The following is a 23,498-nucleotide window of genomic DNA, read 5'->3' as shown; positions in this document are numbered from 1 at the left end:
GGGCATGGACGCGCCTAGAATGTGCTTGACCAAGACCAGCGGAAACATCCGCGGAAACGGAAAAGAGGGCATATGAGCAAGCGACTGTGGGTCGAGAAGAACAAGGATGGTTCGTGGGACGCGTTCAGCGACGACGGCGCCCACATCAAGTTCGGTCATGACCGCGGCCAGTTCTCGCCGGGCGACCTGATGAAGATCGCGCTCGCCGGCTGCGCGGCGCTGTCGAGCGAGTTCGCGATCGAGCATGCGCTCGGCGAGGGACACGGCGCGAAGGTCGTCGTCGACGGCACCTACGACGCCGACAACGACTCCTACATCAATTTCAACGAGCAGGTCATGATCGACGCGACCGACGCCTCGCTGAGCGAGGAGGACGTCGACAAGCTCAAGAAGCGCGTCAAGGCGCACATCGAGAAGGGCTGCACCGTCATGCACACCTACGAGCAGGAGACGCCGGTGCGCATGGACATCGAAGTGCGCCGCTGAGCGCACACGCGGACGACGCGACGTCGTCCGCGGCAATTCGGACAACAGGGCGGCCGCCGCACCCGCGAGGTGCGGCGGCCGCCCTGTTGCTCTCGTGCGAGAGGGAATCGGTCAGTCGTCGTTCCCGTCGCCAAGATAGTCGGCGGCCTTCGGGTCGATCTTGATCTCGATCTGGCGTTCGACGTCCTCGTCGGCGCGGTCGACAGGCACTTCGGTGACGAGTTCGTCGAGCGTGACGGTGGCGGTCGGCTCGCCTTCCTTCTCGGCGCGCTGCGCCTCGGCCTCGACGAACTTGCGCGGCACGACGAGCACCGGGGACACTGAATGCTGCAGCAGGCCCTGGCTCGTCGAATTGAACAGCAGGCCGGTGAAGCCGCCGCGGCCGCACGAGCCGACGACGACGACGTCATGGTCGCGGCTCGCCTTCGTCAGCGTCTCGACGGCGTTGCCGGCGACGATGTTCTTGCGCACGTTGAGTCCCGGGTACTCCGCGAGGATCGGCTTGAGCCGTGCGTCGAGCTCGTCCTCGAACTTGCCACGAACCTCGTCGTCGGCGAGGTTCGTGTTCGACGGCACGACGGTGATCACGTCGAGCTGCGCGCCCCACGAATGCGCGAACTGCGCGGCGAGCTCGAGCGCGCGGATGCCCCACTTCGTGTCGTCGGAGCCGACGGCGACCTTCGTGATGACGTTGTTGAGATGCATCAGGTTGCCCTTGTCGTCGGTGTACGGGACGACGACGATCGGGCAGTACGCGTATGCCGGCAGGCTCGAGCTCGTCGTGCCGAGCAGGCGTTCGGCGAGGCCTCCCTTGCCGCGGTTGCCGATGACGATGAGGTTGTAGTTGCGCGACAGCTCAACGAAGACCGACGACGGGTCGCCGGTCACGATGAGCGTCTGCGCGTCGACGCCCTGCTCGTCGGCGATCGCCTTTGCCTTCGACAGGATCTCCTGCGCGTCGTTGTGCGCGGCGTTGTCGTCCCCCATCGCCGTGTACGTCGCGTCGAAGGAGACGGCGGCGTAGCTCGGCAGCGAATACGCGCACACGATCTGCAGGCTCAGCCCGACGTGCTTCGCGTAGTTGGCGGCCCACCACGTCGCCTTGTAGCTCGCGTGCGATCCGTCGACGCCCACCAGAATCGTGTTGTCGTTCACCATCAGGGACCTCCTTGCCCAGCGCAACCTTCTCTTCGGTTGGTTTCCACGTTCAAGAATACCGTGGATTTCCTTCGGCACCTACCTTACCAGCCGAAAAGCCGCCCAAAGTTACGCCGGCGACGCTCTCGGGGCCGCCCGAGGCGCCCCGTTTCATCGGCCCCGTCGACGAACCCGCCCGCAGCGTCCCGACCCGTCGACGCCCTCGACGAAACCACCCACAAAATGGCCCGTCTCCGTCCCGAACCGTCGGTGCAATCGACGAACCCATCCGCGAATCAGCCTGTTTCCGGGCCGTTCCATCGGCCCCGTCGACGAACCCACCCACAGCGTCCCAATCCGTCGACGCCCTCGACAACCCCACCCGCGAATCAGCCCGTTTCCGGGCCGTTCCATCGGCCCCGTCGACGAACCCACCCACAGCGTCCCAATCCGTCGACGCCCTCGACGACCCCACCCGCGAATCAGCCCGTTTCCGTCCCGTTCCATCGGCCCCGTCGACGAACCCACCCACAGCGTCCCAATCCGTCGACACCCTCGACAACCCCACCCGCAAAACGGCCCGTTTTCGTCCCAACCCATCGGTCCCGTCGACGAACCGACCCACAGCGTCCCGACCCGTCGACGCCCTCGACGACCCCACCCGCGAATCAGCCCGTTTCCGTCCCGTTCCATCGGCCCCGTCGACGAACCCACCCACAGCGTCCCAATCCGTCGACACCCTCGACAACCCCACCCGCAAAACGGCCCGTTTTCGTCCCAACCCATCGGTCCCGTCGACGAACCGACCCACAGCGTCCCGACCCGTCGACGCCCTCGACGAACCCACCCGCGAAACAACCGATTTCCGTCCCAAACCGTCGGTGCAGTCGACGAACCGACCCGCACAACATCCCTCCGCGCAGGTAAAAGGCGAGGGTGCACGGTTCCGGAGAACCGCACACCCTCGAGAAAAGTGAAATGTGGGGATTGGGATTACAGCACGCGACGGATGGAGTATCCGCCAACGAAGACGCTGAGGTTCGTGATCTGCGTGCCCTGCGCCGGATTGAGCGCGTTGACGACCAGACCACCGCCGATGTAGATCGCGGCGTGCATGCCGTTGGCGATGATGTCGCCCGGCTGCGCTTCCGCGAGGCTCGGCACCGCGGTGCCGACGCCGGCCTGCGCACCCGACGTGCGCGGCAGCGAGACGCCGAACTGGCCGAACACCCACTGCACGAAACCGGAGCAGTCCCAGCCCGCCGGCGTGTTGCCGCCCGGGACATACGGCGCTCCGACGTACTTCGTCGCGAAGTCGGCGAGGGCCTTGCCGTTCTTGCTTGCCGGCACGGCCACGCTCGGAGCCTCGGTCTGAGGCGCGGCCGGCGTCTCCTCGACGACCGGTTCACGTTCCTGGCTGCGGCTTGCGGCAGCAGCGGCCTCGGCCTGTTCACGCGCAGCGGCTTCGGCCTGCTGGCGTGCAGCCTCCTCCTCGGCCTTCTTGCGTGCTTCTTCCTCTTCCTTGGCCTTCTGTTCGGCCTCCTTCTCCGCAGTCGACTTGGTCTGAGGAACATTCATGCTCTCCAGGCCACCCCAGTTGGAGTCTTCGTCGACGTTCGTGGAGGTGGCTTCGGCGAAGAAGTTGGTCTTCGCCGTATTCACTTTGGGAAATGAGCGTGTCGAGACGACGTAATTCGAACTCGACGCTGCATCATCTGCGACAGCCGCAGGCGCACCTACAACGAACAGGGATGCGGCGAGTGCTGCAGCGGTAGTAATCGAAATAGAACGTTTCATCTTTTTCATCATCCTCTACGCTAGCACATGCTCGACGCGGCGATTACGGCACGATTTATTGAAACTTATTGCCGTCGCTTGCGACACGCCGAATGCAATCGTTATCTCAATCTTTGGTGGTATAGCGTGTTTTTTTCATCCCGCACGCCACGTCCGGCGCACATGCAACCGATGTCATCCCCACTGCGACGTCGACGGTGAGGACGACATCGGCGAAAACGGACGTCGATGTCAGTAATGGATATAGGTGAAGGTCTTCGCCTGATCGGCCGTGAACTCGCGCTGCGAGATGACGCCAAGGCCCTCGACGTTCGATTCGGAGATGCGAATCGACCCGTCCGGGTTGACGGCTTCGACGATCGCGACGTGGCCGTAGTAGCCGTGCGCACCCTCCTGACCGGGGGCGAACACGAGCACGTCGCCGACGGCGCGCGCCTGATTGTCGACCCAGTAGCCGAGCGCCTGCGCCGAGGCGCCCCAGCTGCGCGCGTCGCCGAAATGCGATCCGGTGCTCAGTCCGAGCTGATGGCGGCGTTCGTACGACCACCACGTGCACTGTCCCCACGGGTAGGCGTTGCCGACGTCGCCGGTCGCATGGTTCGCGTTGAAGCCTGCCGGAAGCTGTTCCTCGTCCTTGTCGACCAGCTTCGAGACCTTGTTGTTGTACGCCTTCGCGGTCGTCAGCGATGCCGCGTCCTTGACGGTGTTCGTCTCGCCGAGGTTCCAGCTGCCGGTGACGGCCGTCGATTCCTGACCGTCGATCACCTCGCGCACATCCGAACGGGATGCGCCGGCGTCGGTGACGCGCGAGATGTCCAGCGTCTGCGTCGTCTCCGCGCCGTCGGCGAGCGGCGGCAGCATCTCGTCGTCCGCCTTCATGAAGGCCATCGACGTGGCGGCGGTGCCGACGAGCGCCGCGAGCGACGCCGATGCGAGAATCGTGTTGCGTCGCTGCGCGGCGCGTGCGGATTCACGGATCGAGCGGCGAGTCAGAGGCGCCACCTCGTTCAGTTTGCGGGCAAGCGCCGGATCGAGACCGGCCACTTCGCCGCCAGCGGCTTTGCTGGCGTAGACCGATTCGGCGGAATGCGCACCGTGCTTCGTGGTAAACAGGGACTTCGTCAGGGCTATAGCGCCTACACCCTTGCGGGTCGCGTGGGCAGCATGCCTCATACGCAAATCACTCCTTATTCAACGTTGCTCGACTGCGTGCACTGGCGTGCGTGCGTTCGACTCACAAAAAATCAGGGTACATCATCGAAACGCCAAACCGTACCGCATCCGCGTTTTCCCGAATATCCCCGAGCCTGGGTCCACTTCGTCGAAACCTTGTCCGCAGTAGCGTTTTCACCTCGTCCCGCAGTGAACGACGACCCGTCAAATCTTCACATTTCGAAGCCCGTCCGCCACATGTCCTCCACATCCATATGTCATATATAGGCGTCTATCCATCCCCCAATACCATCCCAGCCCATCACCGTCCCATCCCATCGGCCAAGTCGACGAAACCACCCGCACAACAGCCCCTCCGCGTCCCGTTCCGTCGACCCGACCGACGAAACCACCCGCGGCGTCCCAATCCATCGGCCACACCGACAACCCCATCCGCACAACAGCCCCTCCGCGTCCCATTCCGTCGAACCGACCGACGAAACCACCCGCAGCAAAGCCCGGCCGGCGCATGCCGGCACCATCCGTCCCGACCGCCGGCGCTCATTCGCGCCGATGTCCGCGCCGCGGCCCGCACGCCGCCTTTTTCCCTTGCTGTGGCTACGCTGGAGGCATGGACACAATCACGATTCCGCAGTCAATGCTTCCCGAGGACACCCGTTTCGGTTCCGGCCCGAGCAAGATCCGCCCCGAGCAGATCGAAGCACTCGACCGTGCCGCGCTCACCGTGCTCGGCACCTCCCACCGTCAGGCCCCCGTCAAGGACATCGTCGGTTCGATCCGTGAAGGCCTCGCGTCCTTCTTCTCGATTCCCGACGGCTATGAGGTCGTGCTCGGCAACGGCGGCGCGAGCGCGTTCTGGGACGTCATCTGCGCATCGTTGATCACACGTCAGGCCGCGTGCGGCGTCTACGGCTCCTTCAGCGCGAAAATAGCCGCCTCGGTCGAGTCGGCGCCGTTCCTCGAACCGCCGATCCTGTTCGAAAGCGAACCGGGCACCTACTGCATCCCCGAACGCACCGAATACGTGGACACCTACTGCTGGGCGCAGAGCGAGACATCGACCGGTGTGCAGGCGCCCGTCTACCGCATCGAAGGCTCGCGCGAGCAGGGCGCGCTCATCTGCATCGACGCGACGAGCGCCGCCGGCGCGATCCCGGTGGACATCGCGCAGACCGACGCCTACTACTTCTCCCCGCAGAAGGCCTTCGGCTCCGAAGGCGGCCTGTGGATCTCCATCCTCTCCCCCGCCGCGATCGAGCGCGCCGAGGGCGTGCGCCGCGGCGCGAGCCTCGAGGGCGCGCGCCGCTGGATTCCGCCGTTCCTGTCGCTGACGTCGGCGATCGACAATTCGCGCAAGAACCAGACGCTCAACACGCCGGCGCTCGTGACGCTCGTGCTGCTCGACGAGCAGGTGCGCTGGCTCAACGAGAATGGCGGTCTGCCGTGGGCGTCGGCGCGCTGCCGTCGTTCGTCGGACATCGTCTACCACTGGGCCGAGCATTCCTCCTACGCGCGTCCCTTCGTCACCGATCCGGCCGCGCGCTCGCAGGCGGTCGTCACCGTCGATCTCGACGAGTCGGTGCCGGCGGCGAACGTCATCGCCGCGCTGCGCGACAACGGCATCGTCGACGTCTCCGGATACCGCAAGCTCGGGCGCAACCAGCTGCGCATCGGCGTCTTCCCGTCGGTCGAGCCCTCCGACGTCGAGGCGCTCACGCACTGCATCGACTACGTCGTCGAACGCCTCTAGTCCCGCCCCACAATCGCAGATGCCCCGCGAAACGCCGATGTTTCGCGGGGCATCTGCGATTGTGGGGTGCCTCAGAACGGCGTCGACGCCATCAGATACGACCCCGATTCGCCGCCGACGCGTGCCCAGCCGTCGGAGGCCGGGATGAACACGGCCTCCCCCTGCCGCAGCGTGCGCGAACCGGTTTCGGTCGTGCAGACGATCTCGCCCTGCGTGCACAGCAGCACGCGCGGGCCGGAGTGCGGCACGACGCCGCGACCGCGCATCTGCTGCACGAGCGCGTCGTAGCGCACGGCGAGACGGTCGACGATCGGCCACGGTTCGGCGGCGTCGACATGCCCGTAGGCGAGCACGTATTCGCTGACGCCGGGCTTGTAGAAGACGACGTCGCGCATGAGCAGTGTGCCGAGCCGGGAATCGGAGGGGTTGACGGGGCTCGACGGCCTGCAGTCGACGCATTGCAGCAGGTTGGCGATGTCCTTGTGCTTGACCGTCATGCCGGCGCGCAGCACGTTGTCCGAATTCGTCATAATCTCGGCGCCGGTACCATATATATAGGCGTGCGGCACGCCGGTCGGCAGGAACACCGACTCGCCCTCCTCGAGCCGCACCGGGTTCATCATCAGCAGCGCGAGCACGCTCGTGTCGCCGGGGAACGCGCGGGCGGCGCGCGTCGCGAAGTCGAAGGCCATCACGTTGCGCGCATGCGTCGCCTGCGCGGCTGCCTGACGCAGGTCGTCGAGCAGCTCCTGCGGGTCGCTCGCGGCGGCCGTGACCGCCGTATGGAACGCGCGGAAGACGCGTTTGCGCGATTCCGGCCAGACCGTCGCGGCGACCGGCATCATCATGTCGGCCTGCGCGAAGGAGTCGTCGCCGCGACGCCCGCCGGATGCGAAGGCCTGCACCATCCGCCGCGCGACCGGCGAGCGCAGCAGCTGCAGATTGCGCAGCGCGAACGCGTGCGGCGCGAAGCCGACCGACGCGAGGAACGGCTCGAGCGCGACGACCATCTCGCTTTTCGCGTTCATGTCCTTGAACGAACGTTCGGGCGCGTCGAGCGCGATGCCCTGCCGGTTCTCCATGTTGAAGCCCGCGCGCGCCTGGAAGTCGACCGGATGCACCTGCAGCGACAGCGGTTCGTCGGCGGCGATCGTCTTGAACAGGAACGGCAGCTCGGGGCCGAATTCGCTGACGCCGCGCGCGCCCACCATCGCGTCCGGATCGCGGGCGATCATCTCGGTGAGCGCGACCTGCCGCGTCGTGCCGTCGGCGTCCGGCACGTCGAGCATCGACGGCGACTGCGCATGTCCGCTGAACCACATCTCGGCGAGCGGTCCCTGCGCGTCGGCGCCGTCCAGATGGAACATCCGCTGCAGGCTGCCGCGCGACCCCCACGCGTAGCACTTGGGCACCGGATGGATCGTGTACACGCGCGCGTTCCTTTCTGCCGTCTGTCCGAACGCCCCCATTGTACGCGATGCGCCACGGAGCAGCCGTGCCAGCCGTCCCGGCCGAATCAGCCCAGAGGATGACGGCGTCGTGTCCCCACCTGTATTAAGGTTGAGGGTTATGAAGTTTGCCCCGATCATCGATCCGCACGCCCGGCGTCCTATGCCGAAACCGGTGCAGGTGGACCTTCGCAAGGCATTCATCTTCGGCACCATCCTGTGGACGGTCGCACTCGTCGTATGCGGCTGCTGCTGGTATTTCGGCCATATCCGCTGGTTCCAGATGGCCACGTTCATCTGCGCGTTCGGCATGCTCATCGGCTTCGCGCTGCTCATCTGGGAGCACTTCGACCGTTCCGACTACCGCCGTCTCGGCCAGTGACGCGCCGAGAGCCGCGTCCCGTTCCCGTTTCGCCTACTCGCGTTCCGTCCGTTCCTGTTTCGCCATCGGCAGCACGAGGCTGAACGTGCTGCCCTGCCCCGGGCGGCTCCACACCTGCACGCTGCCGTGGTGCGTGAGCGCGACGTGCTTGACGATCGCCAATCCGAGGCCCGCGCCGTCGCCGGTGCGCCCGTTCTGGTTGTGCCCGCGGTAGAAGCGTTCGAAGATCCGCTGCTGTTCGTCCTCGGCGATGCCGTATCCCCTGTCGATGACGCGGATGACGACGTCGCGTCCGTCGCGGCTCGCGCGCACGTCGACGCTGACGGTCGCCCCACCGGGCGAGTATCGCAGCGCATTGTCGAGCAGTTTGCCGATCGCGGCGCGGATCTGCGCGCTTTCGCCGTGCACGACGAGCGTGTCGTCGCCGCGCACGGCGATACGCTGCCCATGTTCGGCGGCGAGCGGACGCGCGACGTCGACGGCCGCCTGCACTTCGGCGAGCACATGCAGCGTGTTGTCGGCGGTCGGCTCGATCTGCTCCTGCGCCTTGATGAGCAGCATCAGGTCGCCGATCATATGGTCGATGTAGCCGATCGTGCGGCGCACGTTGCGCGCGTCGCGCGCGATCTGCCGTTCGTCGAGCCCTCCTCGCTCGAGCGTCGCCGCCAGATGCTTGAGTTCGTCGCTCGGCTGCACGAGGCGTTCCGAGACGTTCGTGATGAAGTCGTCGCGCACCTGCGCGAAGCGCACCGATTCGCTGACGTCGTCGAGCAGCACGACGACGAGTCCCTCCGAGATCCTGCCGACGGTGACGTTGAGCCAGTTCGGTCTGCTCACCGTCCTGATATGCGGACGTTCGGCGGCGGTGCCCGCGTCGTCGCCATCGTCGCCGTGGCCGTCGTCGCCGACGTCGGCGAAGCGGCGCGGCGTGCGCGTCATCAGTTCGAGCGTGCGGCGGCCGCCGTGTTCGCGCACGTCGCGGACCGCCTCGGCGATCGGCACCGACACGATCGCATCGTCGTCGACGACGCCGAGACGGTAGGCGTCCGGGTTCGCGCGCACGACCTCGTCCGTCTCGTCGACGACGACGGCCGCGGCCGGGATCATCGTCAGCAGCGCGGCCGTCGAATCCTGCAGGTCGTCGTCATCGTCGTCGTCATCGTCGTCGTCCCTGTTCTTCCTGTGCCTGCAGCGCAGGCGGGACAGCAGGTCGTCGACGCGCTCCGACAGCGGCACGCCGTCGCTCGCACGTGTGAACAGCGGCGTGAGCAGGTCGACGAGCAGGATCACCAGTCCGATGAGCGCGCCGACCGCGAACAGCGCGAAGGTCGCGGCGATGATGGCGGACGTTTCGATATGCATACCGCCATTGTGGCACATCGCCGCGCCGTCTTCGGCGTCCGCCGCCGAAGACGGCGCCGTTCGCCGACGCGGGCATATGGTTGGTTTCTCCGGGCGTGTCCTCTACACTGGTGAACGGCGGGCCGCCGCAGCAAGGGCGGCCAATGAACGAAAGGCGGGAAGATGCGCGTTATCTTCAACGAGGGGCTCAAGGCCGTCGCGGACGACCTCGATCATATGGTGCGCAACGTGCGCGACGCGATCCACGGCGCCGGGGCGGCGCTGCTCAGCCAGGATCTCGACGCCGCGCAGAAGGTCATCGACGACGACGCCGAGACCGACGCGCTGTCCACGTCGATCGTCGACCAGTGCGTCGAGCTGCTCGCCCGGCAGAACCCTGTCGCCACCGATCTGCGCGTCGTCGTCTCGACGATGCGCCTGGCGATCACCTTCGAACGCATGGGCGACCTGGCCCGGCACATCGCCGAGGCCGCGCGCCGCACCTATCCGGATTCGCCGCTGCCGGCGAACGCCGTCGACCTGTTCCGGCAGATGCAGGACTTCCTCGACGTGACCGCCGACCGTCTCGTGACGATGCTCGCCGACCGCGACACGCACACGGCCGACGAGATCATCCGCGACGACGACCGGCTCGACGACCTGCACCGCAGGACGCTGCAGCTCGCGCAGTCGGACGATTTCCCGGGCACGAACCAGCAGCTCATCAACGTCGTGCTCATCGGACGCTTCATGGAGCGCCTCGGCGACCATTCGGTCTCGGCGGCGCGCCGCGTCGTGTTCATCGTCTCCGGCTTCGATCCGTCGAAGGAGCCGGCGCGCGACGAAGGCACCGATATCGACTGACCGCGCGGTCACGTGCTTGCCTTCCGCCCGTTGTGGGCGGACGGCACAGATTATCCCCAGCATCCATGTGGATGCTGGGGATAATCTGTGGATGGCGTCCCGCTCAGCCGTCAACGCGGACGGCGTTCAGCGGCGCGCTCACTTGCCTCACTTATCGGATTCCGAAGCCGTGAACCGTTCCTCCGCCTCGGGCTTGTCGGAGCCGGACGGCTGCGGGTCGGCGCTTTCCTGCGCCGGCGTGATCGCGGCCGTAGCCTCCACTGCCGCCTTGTCCGGGAACGCGGCCGCTTCGGCCTCCTTCGCATGCTTCATCAGGCGCTCCTCGTCGGCCTCGCTGAACGAGGCGTCGAAGCGCATGCCCGGCTTCATGTCGACCGGATGCTGCGGGTCAGCAATCGCGCCGAAGGTCTTGAGCATCTCGTAGATGTAGGTACCCTTCGTGCGGTTGAGCGCGACCTCGATCGCCTTGCGCTCGATGCCGTTGCGGCCGAAGGTCGTCAGCGGCTCGCCGTCGCGCAGCTTGACGGCCGCGTTGAGCATGTCGCGCACGTCGTATTCGCTGTTCCACACCTCCGGCACGCCACGGTCGACGTCGCACAGCGTGTAGACGGACTCCATGCCGGTGCGCATCGAATACTCGGTCGTGAAGATCGTGTCGCGCGGCTCCTCGGCGAACTGGCCGATGAACGCGAAGTTGACGGCGCCGTCGGGCACGACGTCCGGGCGGTCGCCGAGCTCGCGCGGCATGAAGAACGCGTCGACGTACGGCATCATGACCGGGACCGTGTTGCAGTGCTTCGAGGCGAGCTCGTGGATGCGGTCGGTCGGCACGCCCAGATGGTAGAGCCATTCCTCGCAGATCTCCTCGCCGGTGCAGTCCTGCATCTTCTTGCGGATGTAGTTGCCTGGGTTGTCCGGCAGCAGCGCGTCGATCCAGACGCTGATCTGGTCGGCCGGCTGGTCGCGGAACTGCTGCTGACGGTTGATCGTCCAGCTCATCAGCCAGTTCGAATCCTCGACGCTGACGATGCCGCCGGTCACCGTGTGGCCGCCGAAGGGCGAACGGCCGGTGATCTTCTCGATGTACGGGATGATCTCGTCGTCGAGCGTCGTCGCGGTCGCGCTCATCCACTTCGTCAGGTTCGGGTCGTAGATGAACTTCTCCGGATGGCCGAAGCTCGGGTCGACGGCGGCGATGCGGTTCCACGTGTCCCAGCCGTTGCCCGGCTTGAGCGCCGGGTCGAAGCCGGCCGGCGTGTTCTGGTTGCCGATCGTCGTCGATTCGACGAGGCCGCCGTTCGTGATGAAGACGAGGTCGTTCTCGGTCAGCTCGATCGTCTTGTGCTCGTCGTTCTTCAGGTCGGTGATGACGAGCGTCTTCGCGACCTTCTTGTTCGGCGTCGAATACGGGTTACGCGGAAAGGCGCCGTTCTCGGCCTGCGCGCGGGCGATCTCGTCCATCGCGACGTTCGTGAACTCACGCTTCGGCCCCATCTCGGTCTCGCTGACCTCGAAGGTCACGTCGTCGACCGACGTCTGCATGTGGAACTGCACATCATGCGCCTTCAGGTAGTTCATCAACGGCAGCACCATCGACTCGTACTGGTTGTAGCGGGTGAAACGCAGCGCCGAGAAGTCCGGCAGGCCGCCGATGTGGTGGATGAAACGGTGGATGTAGCGGCGCATCTCGAGCGCCGACTGCCAGTTCTCGAACGCGAACATCGTGCGCCAGTACAGCCAGAAGTTCGAATTGAGCACCTCGTCATCGAAATAGTCGGTGATCTTCTTGTTCGCGAGCTCGTCCTCGGTGGCCAGATACAGCTTGAGGATCTCCATGACGGCCTTGTCGGACAGGCCGAACTTGCGGTCGGTGTGCGCGTCCTGACCGCGCCCCTTCGTCGCGCGGCACTTCGAGAAGTTCGGATCCTCCTTGTTGAGCCAGTAGTAGTAGTCGAGCATCGAGACGTCCTCGTCCTCGATGCTTGGCACGTCGCGGTAGACGTCCCACATGACCTCGAAATGGTTGTCCATCTCACGGCCGCCGCGCATGACGTAGCCCTCGCCCTTGATGAAGGCGCCGTCGAGCGCGCCGCCGGGAACCGCGTCCTTCTCGAAGACGTGGATGTTCCTACCGGGCATCTGCGCATCGCGCACAAGGTAGAACGCCGCCGTCAGCGCCGCCAGACCGGTGCCGATGATGTAGGCGCTCTTCTGCTCGATGCCCTCGGGCTTCCTTGGATGGGCGAACGCCTCGAAATTGCCTGCCGAATAGTACATGGTTCCTCCTTCGCGCGGTTCGTTCCACGACGGTTGCTGATTCACGCGTCATCTTGCCGACGCTCCGTCTCCTATTGTCCGTCTATTCCCTCTCGCCGTGTGGAATCTATGCTGTTAGCAAGGTTGCCGGCCTTTTCTCGCCAAAGTGCAGCATGCACGACCGCACTCGCGCGCCGCTCCCCTCATCCTTCACCCCTCTTCTTCCTCCTCTCTTCACCTCCCTTCCCTCCTGCCCATCTTCGCACAACTCGGTATTTCGTCCGTATTCTTGAGTTGTGCTTTTTCGATTCACGCACAACTCAAGAGAACATGCAGATTCCTCGAGTTGTGCGAACAAAACCAGCGGATGCTCAATCAACAAGCACGCACAACTCGAGAATACGGTCGAAATATCGAGTTGTGCACGACCACACACCCGCGCACACCCGCGCACGGGAGGCTGCGGGTAGGCTGGATACAGTCAATCAACCGGTCGAGGAGTCAGCAATGGAATTTAGGAACATCATCGCGCGCACGGATGCGGGATTCGCATACTTCGAGCGACTCGCGAGCGCCACGCAGGCGGATGCGGACGTGTGGGCGCGCGCAGTCGGCGGCGCGTCGGTGTTCCTCACCGACGATCTGCTCAACCTCGGTGTGGACGTGCGCGATGTGCTCACGGTCGTGTCCAACGAACCACTGCGCATCTCAATCGAAGGCCAGCCGATGCAGAACGCCGCCGACCCGCTCCACGCCGACGCGGAACAGCTGTATGCGCAGACGTTCCGACGTTGGCATCAGGGCGCCTCACTCGCGCACACGATGGAGCGCGTGTGGTACGCTGCACGCACGCCGGCGGACATGGATGCATTGCCGAGCGCTGATGCGCTCCGTCTGCTCACTTGGCAGCTGCGCGACGCGCACGACGAGCTCGACTGGCTCGCGCGCGAAGTCGGCGAGGAGACCGCCGCGCGCATCCGCGAGTCGGTCACCGGACCGCAGCCGCCGCGCACGCCGTACACGAAGCAGCCGATGCCACGGTTCAAGCCGTGGGAGATGCGCAAGCCATGGCTGATCTACGAGGAGATCGTCGAACTGCAGAACCGCGACGTGCAGGATGTGCGCACCGCCGTCGAACACCGCGTGAGCGACGGCATGACGCTCGAGGAGTCGCTCGTCACCGAGTACGGCGCCCACCCGACCGCCGGCGTGCTCGTCGGAATCGATCTGGAGACGACGGGACTCTCGCCGGCGTCCGACTACATCGTGGACGCCGGCTGGGAGCAGTTCGACATGACCGGCGGCCGCGGATTCGACGCGCACCGCGAGCAGTACGGCGTGAGTATAGAGCGCGCGGCTCTCGGACTGCGTGAGGCGACCGTGCAGCTCAACGGCATCACCGCGGAGTCGCTCGCCGGACTCGTGCCGTTCCAAGAGGATGCGGGTGCGCAACGCGGGATCATGGAGGCGCTCGACGGCTCCGTCATGGTGGCGCACAGCGCGAATTTCGAGAAGAAGTTCCTCACCGGCAACTGCGCGGGGTTCGCGGAGGCAGTGCGCGCGGGAGACATCCGGATTCTCGACTCGCGCAAGGTGGGCGTGCACAGCGACGACTACCGGTTCCGCGGATTCCGGCTCGACGACTACGCGCGCAGATACGGCGCGCTGGGTGACGACCGCGAGCGCGCGGTGGCCGGCGCGGACGGAGAGCCGCTCACGCTCGACCAGGGCGAGAGCGAGCGGCACCTCGGACTGGAGGACGCGCACATCATGATGCGCGCGATGTTCAACCAGCAGGCCGCTCTCCACCGCCGGTACCTCGCCGGCGAGCCGGTCATGAGGGACGACCTGAGCGAGGAGTGAGCGACAGGCTCGCCGGCTCCGCGCCCGCGAAAGCAACCGCTCAACACGAGCAAAGCAACCGCTCAGCGTGCATATGGTCGGTGATCATATGCACGCTGAGCGGTTGCTTCGGCCGCGCGCGAAAAACCGCTGATTCCCAACGATGTGGAACCATCCGCCGTCTTCACCATGACCATTGTGTTCCGCTGAGCGGTTGCTTCGGCCGCGCGCGGAAATCAGCGGGCGGACTTCGGCGGCTTCACCGAGCCGCGCCTGATCGTGAGCGGCAGTTCCTTGAGGTCGTCGTACGCGAGCTCCATCGCCGCGGTGACGCGCTCCTTGTCGAGCCCGCGTTCGCTGATGACCTCGTCGAGCGCGCCGGCATAGTTCCGCTTGAATCGGTCGTTGATCAACTTCCAGTCGACGTCCTTGAACTGTTCGGAAAGCGAGCCGTCCAGCGGAAGCCGACCCTGCAGCATGAGCACGGCGATGATCGGATAACCGGCGTAGCCCTGCCAGTAGGTCGCGTTGTCGTTGGACGTGTAGGTGTCGTCATCGAACGTGACGGTGTACGTCTTCGCGGAGTCGGACGAGGTGACGAGCGCGCGTCCCTCGGCCGGATCGAGCAGGACGTGGCCATCCGCGATGGCGGTCCACACCTCCGGGATCTTCTCGATCGGCGGCAGCTTGGTCATACCGGTCACCGGCTCACTTGACCATGCGGAAGCCGCCGTCGAAGCCGACCTGCTTGGCGAACATCATGCGCAGCTGCAGGCGGCCGAACGCCTCCATGTCGCGTGCCTCGGCGAGGTCGCCGGCGTCGATGACCTCGAGCGGGCTGCCGTCGAGCGCCTTCGCGAGCGCCTTCTTGGCGGCGTCGCTGTCGGACGCCATGAGCACCTGCGCGCGGCTCCCGTCCGCCATCGTGCCCGCGCTCAGGTTGACCGCGGTGGTCGTGTTGAACGCCTTGATGATGTCCGCGTCCGGAATCCTCATCTTGAGCTGCAGTGCGGCGGACATGTCCGCGGGCACGAGCATCTTGAACGTCTTGAAGTCGATCGGGTTGGTCGCGTCCACGACGACGCGCTCCTGGAGCTGGTCGCGGTAGCGGTCGGTGACGTCGTCGAACGCCTGGTACGGCACGCCGAGCACGACGATGTCGCCGAGCGTGACGCCATTCTCATGGGTGATGTACTGCACCGTGTTGCCGGCGAGCTCGAAGTTCTTGCCGACGGCCGTCGCGAGATTGCCGTGTCCGAAGATCGTGATGTTCATGGGTGCCTCCTTGTGGTGCGCTGCGCGCTGATGTTCTGTCTGGCTGAGGCACAATATAAGCCGTGTGCGCGGGAATGGGAGGCCGAATGCTCTGTAGGCTGCACGGTTGGAATCGTGGTCTGGCAGGTGTTGGCGGCTGATTGAGTGCCGGACGTCGTGCACAACAGCATATTTCAATCGATTTCTTCCGTTGTGATTTCGGCAGTCTCCAAATCAGAGTCAATGGACGCTATTTTTTGTTCTGTTCTGATTTATACTGTGTGATTTTTATTCATATTTTGATTGATATGTTCGCATTTGTTAGGTATTCGCAGCGGCCTTCGAGTGCCCGCGCGCACAACGGCGTTTTTCATCCGAACTGTTCCGCTGTGTACGACGATCCGCATGTGCATGTTGCCGAATCGACGTTCGAATAAGCAGGGAAAGCGATTCTGGACCGCAATACTTGGCTTAGTATGCAATATTCTGCAACCCAGATGACGACATGCATAAACTACAAACGAAGGAAGCAGGGAGGAATCCAAGAGGTGCTGAGCAAATCTGATCACGAGCCCCACGAGCTTGCTGATTAGACCATACATGTCCCTGTTTTATATATTGCAAAGGCAATGACACATGTGTCAGCCGTCTCAACTGAAGGAGGAGACATCATGACGCCAACTGAGGACACCTATCGCGGATTCCGCAGAATTCTGCATATATTCTGCGATATCGTGGCGTACAACTATGCGCAAGCCGACGAGCGGGAAACGCGTTTCACGACCATTCATTCCGCCAATCCCGAGAAAAACACTGAATTCAATGCGCAGTTCGGCGTAGAGGATGGCTGGAATAAGCTGCCGGACATGCCTGATCCGCCACTCTTCAATATCTCATTGTTCAGCTCCGGCCGTTTCAATACGCCCGGTTCCACATATCTCAACATCGACATCGTCAATATCTGCGCGCTGTTCGAGAGAGGGGACGGCCGCGGAAATGGCATGGGGAGCGCCGCGCTCGGCTTCCGTGTGGGCATCAACAAACACGGTCATTGGCTGTATCAGCGTAATGGCGCGCTCGAGCACTATGAGGGCAACGATAGAGGGAAACTCGAGCAGGACATGCAGCACCTGGAAGCAGCCCAGTACAATCCGGTGGGCCTGAACCCGGCTGACTTCTTCACCGTGGAGAAACTCGGCCTCAATTCAGACGGACCGGAAACGACGCCGCAGCTCAAGGAACTACTCAACTGGTTCCTGAGTCTCTATACAGCGAACCGCGAAGTTCTCGATGTTCTCGAGGGGCAGCACTGACAATCTACACGGCATTAGCTCACAAACTCACCCGGAGACTCCGCACTACGCGGACATGAGTGTGTGATGTCAACACGCTGTAGATAAGACGACTATGCACATCAACCGCTCGAGAATTGAGTAGAACAGATAGAACTCCCATAATAATTAGCACAAAGGAATACAACATGGTAGATAACTTAAAAGCAAATAACACCGATATCAGTTACCTGAAATTTCGCAATATCTTACGGGCGTTTCGCGATGCGTGCCGTTACAACTCAGAGCACGAAAGCGTGCTTCGTTTCAAGAAAAATCCTCTTCGCGATGAACGCGAACGTTTCGAAAAAACGCTCGGACTTGTGGATGGATGGAATGAGTTAACACTTAAATGCATATTTAACATTCAGCTGCATGGTCAGCCACAGAAAGACAACAAAGGTTACAACAATGCCGTCACATGTTTTCTCAATGTAGGAATATTGAACATTGCACCTATTTTTGAAACAGGACGAGACAAATTTGATTCCACAAAATTCATGGGAAATGAATTACTCGGATTTCGTCTCGGAATAAGACAAAAATATCTTCCTGCTATCCCGTCAGATCCGAATGATCCTTCATACAACGATATATTAACCGAACATAAGTACCTATATAAGCCAAAAACAAACAATGACAAAGCCCTTATGGACAAGTATTTCTACCCAATCAAGCAGCTAGATCTCGACTCCACAAGCCCTGACACCACACCAGAACTCCGGAAATTTTACGACGATTTCATGGAGGCTCTGTCAGTAACTAAGACATGCGAAAAGTATGAAGCACAGGAAAGTAAGAACATGGAAGACAATCGTTTCATCCCAATCCGCGAACGCATCGAGACTGCTGCGAATCGTGACCATCCCCAAAACCTCATCTTCCATGGCGCTCCCGGCACCGGTAAGACCTTCGGCGTACTCAAAGCAGTGATTAAGCTCGTCAGCGACGATGAGGAGACCGTGAACTCCGCACAGGAATTGAGCGAGCGTCTCAAGGAAGAACAGCGGAAAGACTCCCCGCGTTTCCGCTTCGTGCAGTTCCACCCGAGCTATGACTACACCGACTTCGTGGAAGGACTGCGCCCGAATCCAACCGGCGACGGCTTCTCCCTCCAGGCGGGCACGTTCATGAAGTTCTGTGCCGACGCCCGAGCCGCACAGAAGAAATATGGCGATGAGGCACCGCAGTATTACTTCATCATCGATGAGATCAACCGCGGCGATGTCTCGAACATCTTCGGAGAGCTGTTCTTCCTGCTCGATTCCGGTTACCGAAACGTCGGCATCGATACCCAGTACGCGAACATGCACGATGTCTCTGGAGATGACGGAATGACCTTTGCTTCCCGCTACCTCGACGAAGGCAAGTTCAATATCCCGTCAAACGTAACGATCATCGGCACAATGAACGACATCGATCGCAGTGTCGATTCGTTTGATTTTGCGATGCGCCGTCGATTCCACTTCGTGCCGGTAACCGCTGAGGACAGCATCAAGATGCGCGACGACCTCGAGGATGCTCCAAGCTGCGGACCGGCAATCGATCTGATGCGTGCAATCAACAACATCATTAGCAACCAGAAGAAGGAGGTACTCGACGAATCATATGCTCTCGGAATCTCCTACTTCGCGGATCTGGCGAAGACCGAACCCGACCAATTCGAAGACGTGAAGGAAGAGCTGTGGCAAAACCGAATCGAGCCGCTGCTCACCGAATATCTCCGTGGCACCAACGAGGAACTGACAGACTTCAAGACAGTATGGGCTGCTACGTCCTCCACCAATGCGCCTCAGAGCGACAGCAATGACAATGGTGAGGGGAATGCAACGGCATGAGCGAGCAGGATCCCCAGTCTTGGGCGCCGTGGATTTCCGACGCGCGCGAGATTCGCTATCTCGCGCGCGATAACAGTGCACTCAACCAACTGGGTGCGCCGGATGCGAATGATCAGGTCCCGCTGCAATGGGCATATGATCATAGTTCCGATTTCTCAAGCCGCCCAGGCGGCGGAGAGCAAATCACAGAGGATAGCCCCGTCCTGCCACCTTGGATGCTGAGCTCCGAACAGCATGGCTTCATCCAGAAGGAGCTCGTCGGAACCGTCGTGCGGAATCACCCTAACTGGTTCTACTTCGGATACGAATCCGGCAACGATGACGAGAAGGAGTTCGACGCCAAGCAACCTCTACTTAACTACGGGCCGTGGCCTCAGGCTGACGGCCCGGTGCTCAGCACCCAAAACGTCGCAGGAATCATTCGAAACGACGACGGCAGCTTTCAGATGTCGATCTCCTCACGTTTCTCCGGTTCCAAGGACGACTCGCCCGTTCATCTTGGACAGGACCGCTTCTTCAATTACATGATGGAGCGCGTGATGCACTTCAATCTGTTGAGCCTCGATTTCTCGGCAGACCCAAAGTCAAGTTGGAGCCAGCTCATCCGCATGCTCTTCCCCTCGTTGCTGCAGAAGGCAGTGCAAAAAGGTATGTATCGCCAATACGTGCGCCGATACCACAACGATCCGCATCCGCGTGGCCGTATCGATGTGGCGCGCCATATCCGTACGAATACGCCCTTCATGGGGTCTGTGTCGTATAGCACACGAGAGTTCGATGCAGACAATCCGGTAACTGAGCTCATCCGTCATACCATTGAATTCCTCGATGATCAGGACGCCCGCGCGCGGAGCCTCTTGCAGCGTGATGATCAAACCAGAAAATGCGTAGAACAGATTCGGCAGGCGACTCTTCATTATGAGGAGAATGAACGCAGAAAGGTCATCTCGACTAATATCCGCCGTCCGGTGCTCCATCCGTTCTATCAGGATTACCGGGAGCTGCAGCGGTTATGTCTTGATATTCTCGCCGAACGGGGAGTCGAATATGCAGCAACAGACAGGTACCAATTGAATGGTGTGCTGTTCGATTGCTCGTGGCTGTGGGAATCCTATCTCAACGTAATTCTCGAGGAGTACGCGTTGCAGCAGGAAAACATCACGATGCAGCATCCGGACAACAAGGGTCGCAAGCACGCCTACCCGGTATTCAAGGAGGTGCAGGAAGACGAGGAGGAAGAGGAATGGAAGAACCTCTATACGCTCTTCCCAGATTTCCTGTTCGACTATCGGACCATGGCAGAGGACGAGGAACAGGACCACATCATCGTCGCCGATGCCAAGTACAAGCCCGCGGACGGCATTGGTCGCGATGATCGATTCCAGCTGCTCGCCTACATGCTGAGATTCGAATCGAATCTGGCACTCGACCTGAGTCCCCAGCGCAGGGAAAACGCGGATGCTCCGGCATATGAGCTGAAGCAGTATGCCGTGGCGCGGGGATGCGACCTCATCCCGAAGGAACGGACGCCGCAGAAACTCAATCAGCACGTAGCTCGGATACGGCTGAATGTCTCCGATGTGGGCATCGACTCCTATGAGGAATACTGTGAGGTGATGAAGAAACGCGAGTGCGAGTTCCTAACCCGGATTGCAGGGATTATGGGCTCGAGTGCCGGCAACGAGACTACACGCAGATAGATTCGACGGCAGCCGAGGGAAGGCGTCCGTGGATCTTGAATCATCAGCGACCACGGGCGCCTTCTCTGTTGTCCCATCATCATCGCGCAGCTCAGCAACCGGCCAGATCTCAGGCACATTTTTCCTTTGCAGTATTCTTCAATTCCTTCCGCGACCACTGACAATGGAGTCAACAGATCAACGGCAGGAAACATCATGCAGACCAGCACACTCAACGCCGCCGAAACCATCACCACGACCATCCCGGACACGAACACCGACACCGGCTTCCCGGACGTGCCCGAGGACAACCGCCACGACCGTCACTCGTGCTGCTGGGACGAGAGTATCTGCGACAACGCCGCCACCCACTTCATCATCGAGTTCTGCCAGGACCCGGACTGCACGGCAAGCCACCAGTCCTACTACTGCGCGCAGCACTATGCGATCATGCTCTCTCGCATCATCGCCCACCTCAAAGAGTGCCCGGGCTACAAGCATCCCGAACCGTGTGATGAGAACCGCAATGTCACGCTCGCGCACATCGCCGCCTTCGGCAAGATCGAGGACGACGACATCGATGTCCGCAACCCGCGCGACGACTCCGCCTCCGCGGATACCACCGCGGACGACGAACCGCTGTGGGCGACCGACGACACGGTCACCATCACGCCGGACATGTCGCTCGCCGACATCCGCGCCGCCATCGAGAAGGCCACGGAGGTCGACTACTTCCACACGCCACTCCACGTCGTGCGGTTCAAGCCGCTGCCCGCAGACCTCCCCCAGAAGGAGCGCAGTACCGAAGTGCTCCAGTTCGACGACCTCCATCTTGCCCCGGTGACGCACTGGAGCCTGGATGTCGCGCGTGATTTCGAGCGCGGCGCCAACACCAGCATGTCCAGTTCACTCCACATGGTCTACGAGAGCGTCAGCGACGCGTCTGCTAACGCGCCCATCAACGCATCTGCGACCTACGGCCGCTTCGTCATGCATGCGCAGATTCCGCCCACGCCGCAGATGATCGCGGAGGACGACGACCCGGATGTCATCCCGGGCATCTACGGCATCGTCACCGACCGTGTCAATCTCGTGTTCCCGTTCACTGATGACGCCGTCCTCTCGTCCAACACGTTCTCGAACTACGGCGAGAACGTCATCGAGGTGCGCTCCGGCGTACGCATGCGGGAGGACCGCACTGCCGACGGCGCTCTCTACGACGCAACCGAACCGAACAGCGCCGAGATTCTCAAGTCGATCGACGACTCCTCGCGCTGGCTGCACCAGCTGATTGACACCGGTGCGAATCCTCAGATGACCGACTGATTCCACCACACGCGGGCCCGCCTCCTTCCCGGAAGCGGGCCCGCGTGTCTCGCACACCATCACCCGGTCATTATTGTAATATTATGCAAATCGTCGATTCTAGGGAGCAGTAGCAGCATGACTGGGAACGAATCCGGGAAAACGGGCTCTTCCCTTTTTAGTGTGTAAGGATGTCTTTGATTCTTCCGGAGTGGATGAGGCTTCGTTGGCGGTAGTGTTCGAAGTTGTCGAATCCCATGGCGATGCCGCGCAGGGTCTCGAGGCGGCCGTTGATGGCTTCGGTGGGTCCGTTGGACGAGTGTCGGTGGGTGAAGTAGGCCAGGATGTCGGCGCAGCGTCGTTTCAGGGTGCGTCCCAGTGATCGCAGTTCGGGGCAGCGGCGTGTGGCCGTCGGCTCGACCAGCGCGTCGATAAGCGCGCCCATCATGCGTCGGCCCAGGCGTGGGTCCTTGTGCCGGTAGCAGGCGATGATGCGCTGGTAGGCGCCGTGCGCCAGTCTCAAGCGCGTCGTTGACGGGTCGGACAGCAGTACATCGACGCATTCCCTCTGGCGTGGCGTGCGCAGCGGGGCGGTCTTGAGCAGGGCGCGCCGGCAGTCGTAGAGGCGTTCGCCCTTGACACCGCGTCTTCCGGTGGCTTCGCGTTGCAGGCGGCAGCACACCATGGTGAGCCTGACGGCGGCCAGATGCACGACGTGGAACGGGTCGATGACCTCGACCGCCGTGCGCAGCATGCGCGCGGCGGCCTGTTTCCAGCCGGAGAACGCGTCCATGGCCACGACCTCGACTTGGCTGCGAAAGCGTGCGCCGCGCGCTTCGAGCCAGTTCGCGAACGCCCGGGCGGAACGGCCCGGCACCATGTCCAGCAGTCTGGCCGGCGCCCCGTCGGCGCGCGGGGTCAGGTCGACGATCACGGTCACGTACCGGCCGCCGGATGCGCCATGGCGCCACACGTGCTCGTCCACGCCGATGCGCGTCACCGCCCCGTACGGGTCGGATTCGGACAGGATGCGCATGCCGGCCGCGCGCACCGCCCGGTCCAGCGCGTTCCACGAGCAGCCCAGCGTGCGCGCGCACGCCGATATCGACGCCGACTCCAACGCGACGCGCCGCAACGCCCAGTCCACCGCGGCCCGCGACAGCAGCGTGCGTCCCGACGCCAGCGCCCCCAGGTCGTCGTGCCACATACGCGCGCACGCGACGCACTCATAGGAGCGCACCCGCACCCTCAGTCCGAGCCCAGTGGCACGTGCACGACGGTGCGTTCACGCGAGGTGCGCACCCTGCACATGCAGCCGCACGAGACGCACGCGCGCGCCGATTCGTCCCCCGTCTCGCATCGGATCTGCCACACGCCCGAACCGTCCCCGCGACCGAGAAAACGCATGGACCGGGCACGAAGACCCAACCGATCCAGCCCCAACAGGCGCTGACCATCGAACACGCTAAAATCAGGGACAGGCCGTGCCCCGTTCTTTTTATCTTTCACACAACAAATGATGGAGTACGGCCCTTACACACTAAAAAGGGAAGAGCCATAAAAGTCTTTCCCGCACCAAATCGACTCGAGCGCAGAGTATGAACGAATCACCGGA

At 62.6% G+C, this 23,498-nt stretch carries 17 protein-coding genes and 1 pseudogene; 9 read left to right on the top strand and 9 right to left on the bottom strand.

The genetic code is table 11. The features are described from left to right. Nucleotides 1–72 precede the first annotated feature (72 nt). A complete protein-coding gene (locus BcFMB_RS04865) occupies nt 73–486 on the top strand; it encodes an OsmC family protein (protein WP_024540907.1) in 414 nt (137 codons plus the stop codon). 111 nt (nt 487–597) lie between these two features. Here BcFMB_RS04865 and BcFMB_RS04860 read toward each other — a convergent pair whose 3' ends face one another. From BcFMB_RS04860 to BcFMB_RS04850, 3 genes are all read right to left on the bottom strand, one after another. Next, complete coding sequence (locus BcFMB_RS04860) at nt 598–1,644, bottom strand: universal stress protein (RefSeq protein WP_198405396.1); 1,047 nt, start codon at nt 1,642–1,644, stop codon at nt 598–600. Between the two features lie 972 nt (nt 1,645–2,616). Continuing rightward, nucleotides 2,617–3,420: a C40 family peptidase gene (locus BcFMB_RS04855; RefSeq protein WP_024540909.1), complete on the bottom strand. Its 804-nt coding sequence runs from the start codon at nt 3,418–3,420 to the stop codon at nt 2,617–2,619. Nucleotides 3,421–3,651: 231 nt separating this feature from the next. After that, entirely contained in the window at nt 3,652–4,593 is a 942-nt protein-coding gene (locus tag BcFMB_RS04850) for a CHAP domain-containing protein (RefSeq protein ID WP_024540910.1), read from the bottom strand. 610 nt (nt 4,594–5,203) lie between these two features. Here BcFMB_RS04850 and serC point away from each other — a divergent pair. After that, on the top strand, nt 5,204–6,343 hold the full coding sequence (serC, locus tag BcFMB_RS04845; protein ID WP_024540911.1) for a phosphoserine transaminase: 1,140 nt from the start codon (nt 5,204–5,206) through the stop codon (nt 6,341–6,343). Between the two features lie 71 nt (nt 6,344–6,414). Here the strand turns inward: serC and manA are convergent, their stop codons facing one another. After that, nucleotides 6,415–7,773, bottom strand: a complete 1,359-nt coding sequence (manA, locus tag BcFMB_RS04840; RefSeq protein WP_099721183.1) for a mannose-6-phosphate isomerase, class I — start codon at nt 7,771–7,773, stop codon at nt 6,415–6,417. Nucleotides 7,774–7,912: 139 nt separating this feature from the next. Between manA and BcFMB_RS04835 the strand changes: the two genes are divergently transcribed. Continuing rightward, nucleotides 7,913–8,173 (top strand): hypothetical protein, encoded by a 261-nt coding sequence (locus BcFMB_RS04835; protein ID WP_024540913.1) that lies wholly within the window; start codon nt 7,913–7,915, stop codon nt 8,171–8,173. A gap of 33 nt (nt 8,174–8,206) precedes the next feature. Here the strand turns inward: BcFMB_RS04835 and BcFMB_RS04830 are convergent, their stop codons facing one another. Further along, nucleotides 8,207–9,535 carry a sensor histidine kinase gene (locus BcFMB_RS04830; RefSeq protein WP_198405395.1) on the bottom strand — a complete coding sequence of 443 codons (1,329 nt, stop codon included), beginning with the start codon at nt 9,533–9,535 and terminating at the stop codon, nt 8,207–8,209. Nucleotides 9,536–9,697: 162 nt separating this feature from the next. Between BcFMB_RS04830 and phoU the strand changes: the two genes are divergently transcribed. Next, entirely contained in the window at nt 9,698–10,378 is a 681-nt protein-coding gene (gene phoU / locus BcFMB_RS04825; protein ID WP_024540915.1) for a phosphate signaling complex protein PhoU, read from the top strand. 147 nt (nt 10,379–10,525) lie between these two features. Here the strand turns inward: phoU and BcFMB_RS04820 are convergent, their stop codons facing one another. Next, nucleotides 10,526–12,655, bottom strand: a complete 2,130-nt coding sequence (locus BcFMB_RS04820) for an oleate hydratase (protein WP_099721182.1) — start codon at nt 12,653–12,655, stop codon at nt 10,526–10,528. 486 nt (nt 12,656–13,141) lie between these two features. Here BcFMB_RS04820 and BcFMB_RS04815 point away from each other — a divergent pair, with 486 nt between their 5' ends. Next, a complete protein-coding gene (locus tag BcFMB_RS04815) occupies nt 13,142–14,497 on the top strand; it encodes a 3'-5' exonuclease (RefSeq protein WP_099721181.1) in 1,356 nt (451 codons plus the stop codon). 215 nt (nt 14,498–14,712) lie between these two features. On the opposite strand, the gene BcFMB_RS04810 is transcribed toward BcFMB_RS04815, so the two are convergent. After that, nucleotides 14,713–15,180 carry a hypothetical protein gene (locus BcFMB_RS04810; protein WP_198405394.1) on the bottom strand — a complete coding sequence of 156 codons (468 nt, stop codon included), beginning with the start codon at nt 15,178–15,180 and terminating at the stop codon, nt 14,713–14,715. Between the two features lie 4 nt (nt 15,181–15,184). Then, nucleotides 15,185–15,751, bottom strand: coding sequence for an NADPH-dependent F420 reductase (locus BcFMB_RS04805; RefSeq protein ID WP_099721179.1), 567 nt, complete (start codon nt 15,749–15,751; stop codon nt 15,185–15,187). Between the two features lie 650 nt (nt 15,752–16,401). Here BcFMB_RS04805 and BcFMB_RS04800 point away from each other — a divergent pair. The 4 genes from BcFMB_RS04800 (at nt 16,402) to BcFMB_RS04785 (ending at nt 21,904) form a co-directional block, all read left to right on the top strand. Further along, the gene (locus tag BcFMB_RS04800; RefSeq protein ID WP_099721178.1) at nt 16,402–17,043 is read left to right on the top strand and encodes a hypothetical protein; all 642 of its coding nucleotides are present in this window, start codon (nt 16,402–16,404) and stop codon (nt 17,041–17,043) included. A gap of 167 nt (nt 17,044–17,210) precedes the next feature. Then, on the top strand, nt 17,211–18,899 hold the full coding sequence (locus BcFMB_RS04795) for an McrB family protein (protein WP_099721177.1): 1,689 nt from the start codon (nt 17,211–17,213) through the stop codon (nt 18,897–18,899). Further along, entirely contained in the window at nt 18,896–20,599 is a 1,704-nt protein-coding gene (locus BcFMB_RS04790) for a 5-methylcytosine restriction system specificity protein McrC (protein ID WP_099721176.1), read from the top strand. Before BcFMB_RS04795 ends, BcFMB_RS04790 begins: the two co-directional genes overlap by 4 nt. A gap of 195 nt (nt 20,600–20,794) precedes the next feature. Continuing rightward, nucleotides 20,795–21,904, top strand: a complete 1,110-nt coding sequence (locus BcFMB_RS04785) for a hypothetical protein (RefSeq protein WP_099721175.1) — start codon at nt 20,795–20,797, stop codon at nt 21,902–21,904. A gap of 157 nt (nt 21,905–22,061) precedes the next feature. Here the strand turns inward: BcFMB_RS04785 and BcFMB_RS04780 are convergent. Next, a pseudogene (locus tag BcFMB_RS04780) lies at nt 22,062–23,340 on the bottom strand (ISL3 family transposase). Nucleotides 23,341–23,498: the final 158 nt, after the last annotated feature.

The sequence above is a fragment of the Bifidobacterium choerinum genome, assembly GCF_002761235.1.
Lineage (GTDB): Bacteria > Actinomycetota > Actinomycetes > Actinomycetales > Bifidobacteriaceae > Bifidobacterium > Bifidobacterium choerinum.
Note: the sequence above shows the minus strand (reverse complement) of the source record. Positions and strands in the feature narration are given on the sequence as shown.

What these genes read in the sequence shown, in the direction of transcription:
- BcFMB_RS04795 (WP_099721177.1), top strand. Translation starts at nt 17,211, where the DNA reads ATGGTAGATAACTTAAAAGCAAATAACACCGATATCAGTTACCTGAAA.
- BcFMB_RS04815 (WP_099721181.1), top strand. Translation starts at nt 13,142, where the DNA reads ATGGAATTTAGGAACATCATCGCGCGCACGGATGCGGGATTCGCATAC.
- BcFMB_RS04855 (WP_024540909.1), bottom strand. Translation starts at nt 3,420, where the DNA reads ATGAAACGTTCTATTTCGATTACTACCGCTGCAGCACTCGCCGCATCC.
- BcFMB_RS04865 (WP_024540907.1), top strand. Translation starts at nt 73, where the DNA reads ATGAGCAAGCGACTGTGGGTCGAGAAGAACAAGGATGGTTCGTGGGAC.
- BcFMB_RS04790 (WP_099721176.1), top strand. Translation starts at nt 18,896, where the DNA reads ATGAGCGAGCAGGATCCCCAGTCTTGGGCGCCGTGGATTTCCGACGCG.
- BcFMB_RS04785 (WP_099721175.1), top strand. Translation starts at nt 20,795, where the DNA reads ATGCAGACCAGCACACTCAACGCCGCCGAAACCATCACCACGACCATC.
- phoU (WP_024540915.1), top strand. Translation starts at nt 9,698, where the DNA reads ATGCGCGTTATCTTCAACGAGGGGCTCAAGGCCGTCGCGGACGACCTC.
- BcFMB_RS04805 (WP_099721179.1), bottom strand. Translation starts at nt 15,751, where the DNA reads ATGAACATCACGATCTTCGGACACGGCAATCTCGCGACGGCCGTCGGC.
- BcFMB_RS04835 (WP_024540913.1), top strand. Translation starts at nt 7,913, where the DNA reads ATGAAGTTTGCCCCGATCATCGATCCGCACGCCCGGCGTCCTATGCCG.
- BcFMB_RS04860 (WP_198405396.1), bottom strand. Translation starts at nt 1,644, where the DNA reads ATGGTGAACGACAACACGATTCTGGTGGGCGTCGACGGATCGCACGCG.
- BcFMB_RS04850 (WP_024540910.1), bottom strand. Translation starts at nt 4,593, where the DNA reads ATGAGGCATGCTGCCCACGCGACCCGCAAGGGTGTAGGCGCTATAGCC.
- BcFMB_RS04830 (WP_198405395.1), bottom strand. Translation starts at nt 9,535, where the DNA reads ATGCATATCGAAACGTCCGCCATCATCGCCGCGACCTTCGCGCTGTTC.
- BcFMB_RS04820 (WP_099721182.1), bottom strand. Translation starts at nt 12,655, where the DNA reads ATGTACTATTCGGCAGGCAATTTCGAGGCGTTCGCCCATCCAAGGAAG.
- serC (WP_024540911.1), top strand. Translation starts at nt 5,204, where the DNA reads ATGGACACAATCACGATTCCGCAGTCAATGCTTCCCGAGGACACCCGT.
- BcFMB_RS04800 (WP_099721178.1), top strand. Translation starts at nt 16,402, where the DNA reads ATGACGCCAACTGAGGACACCTATCGCGGATTCCGCAGAATTCTGCAT.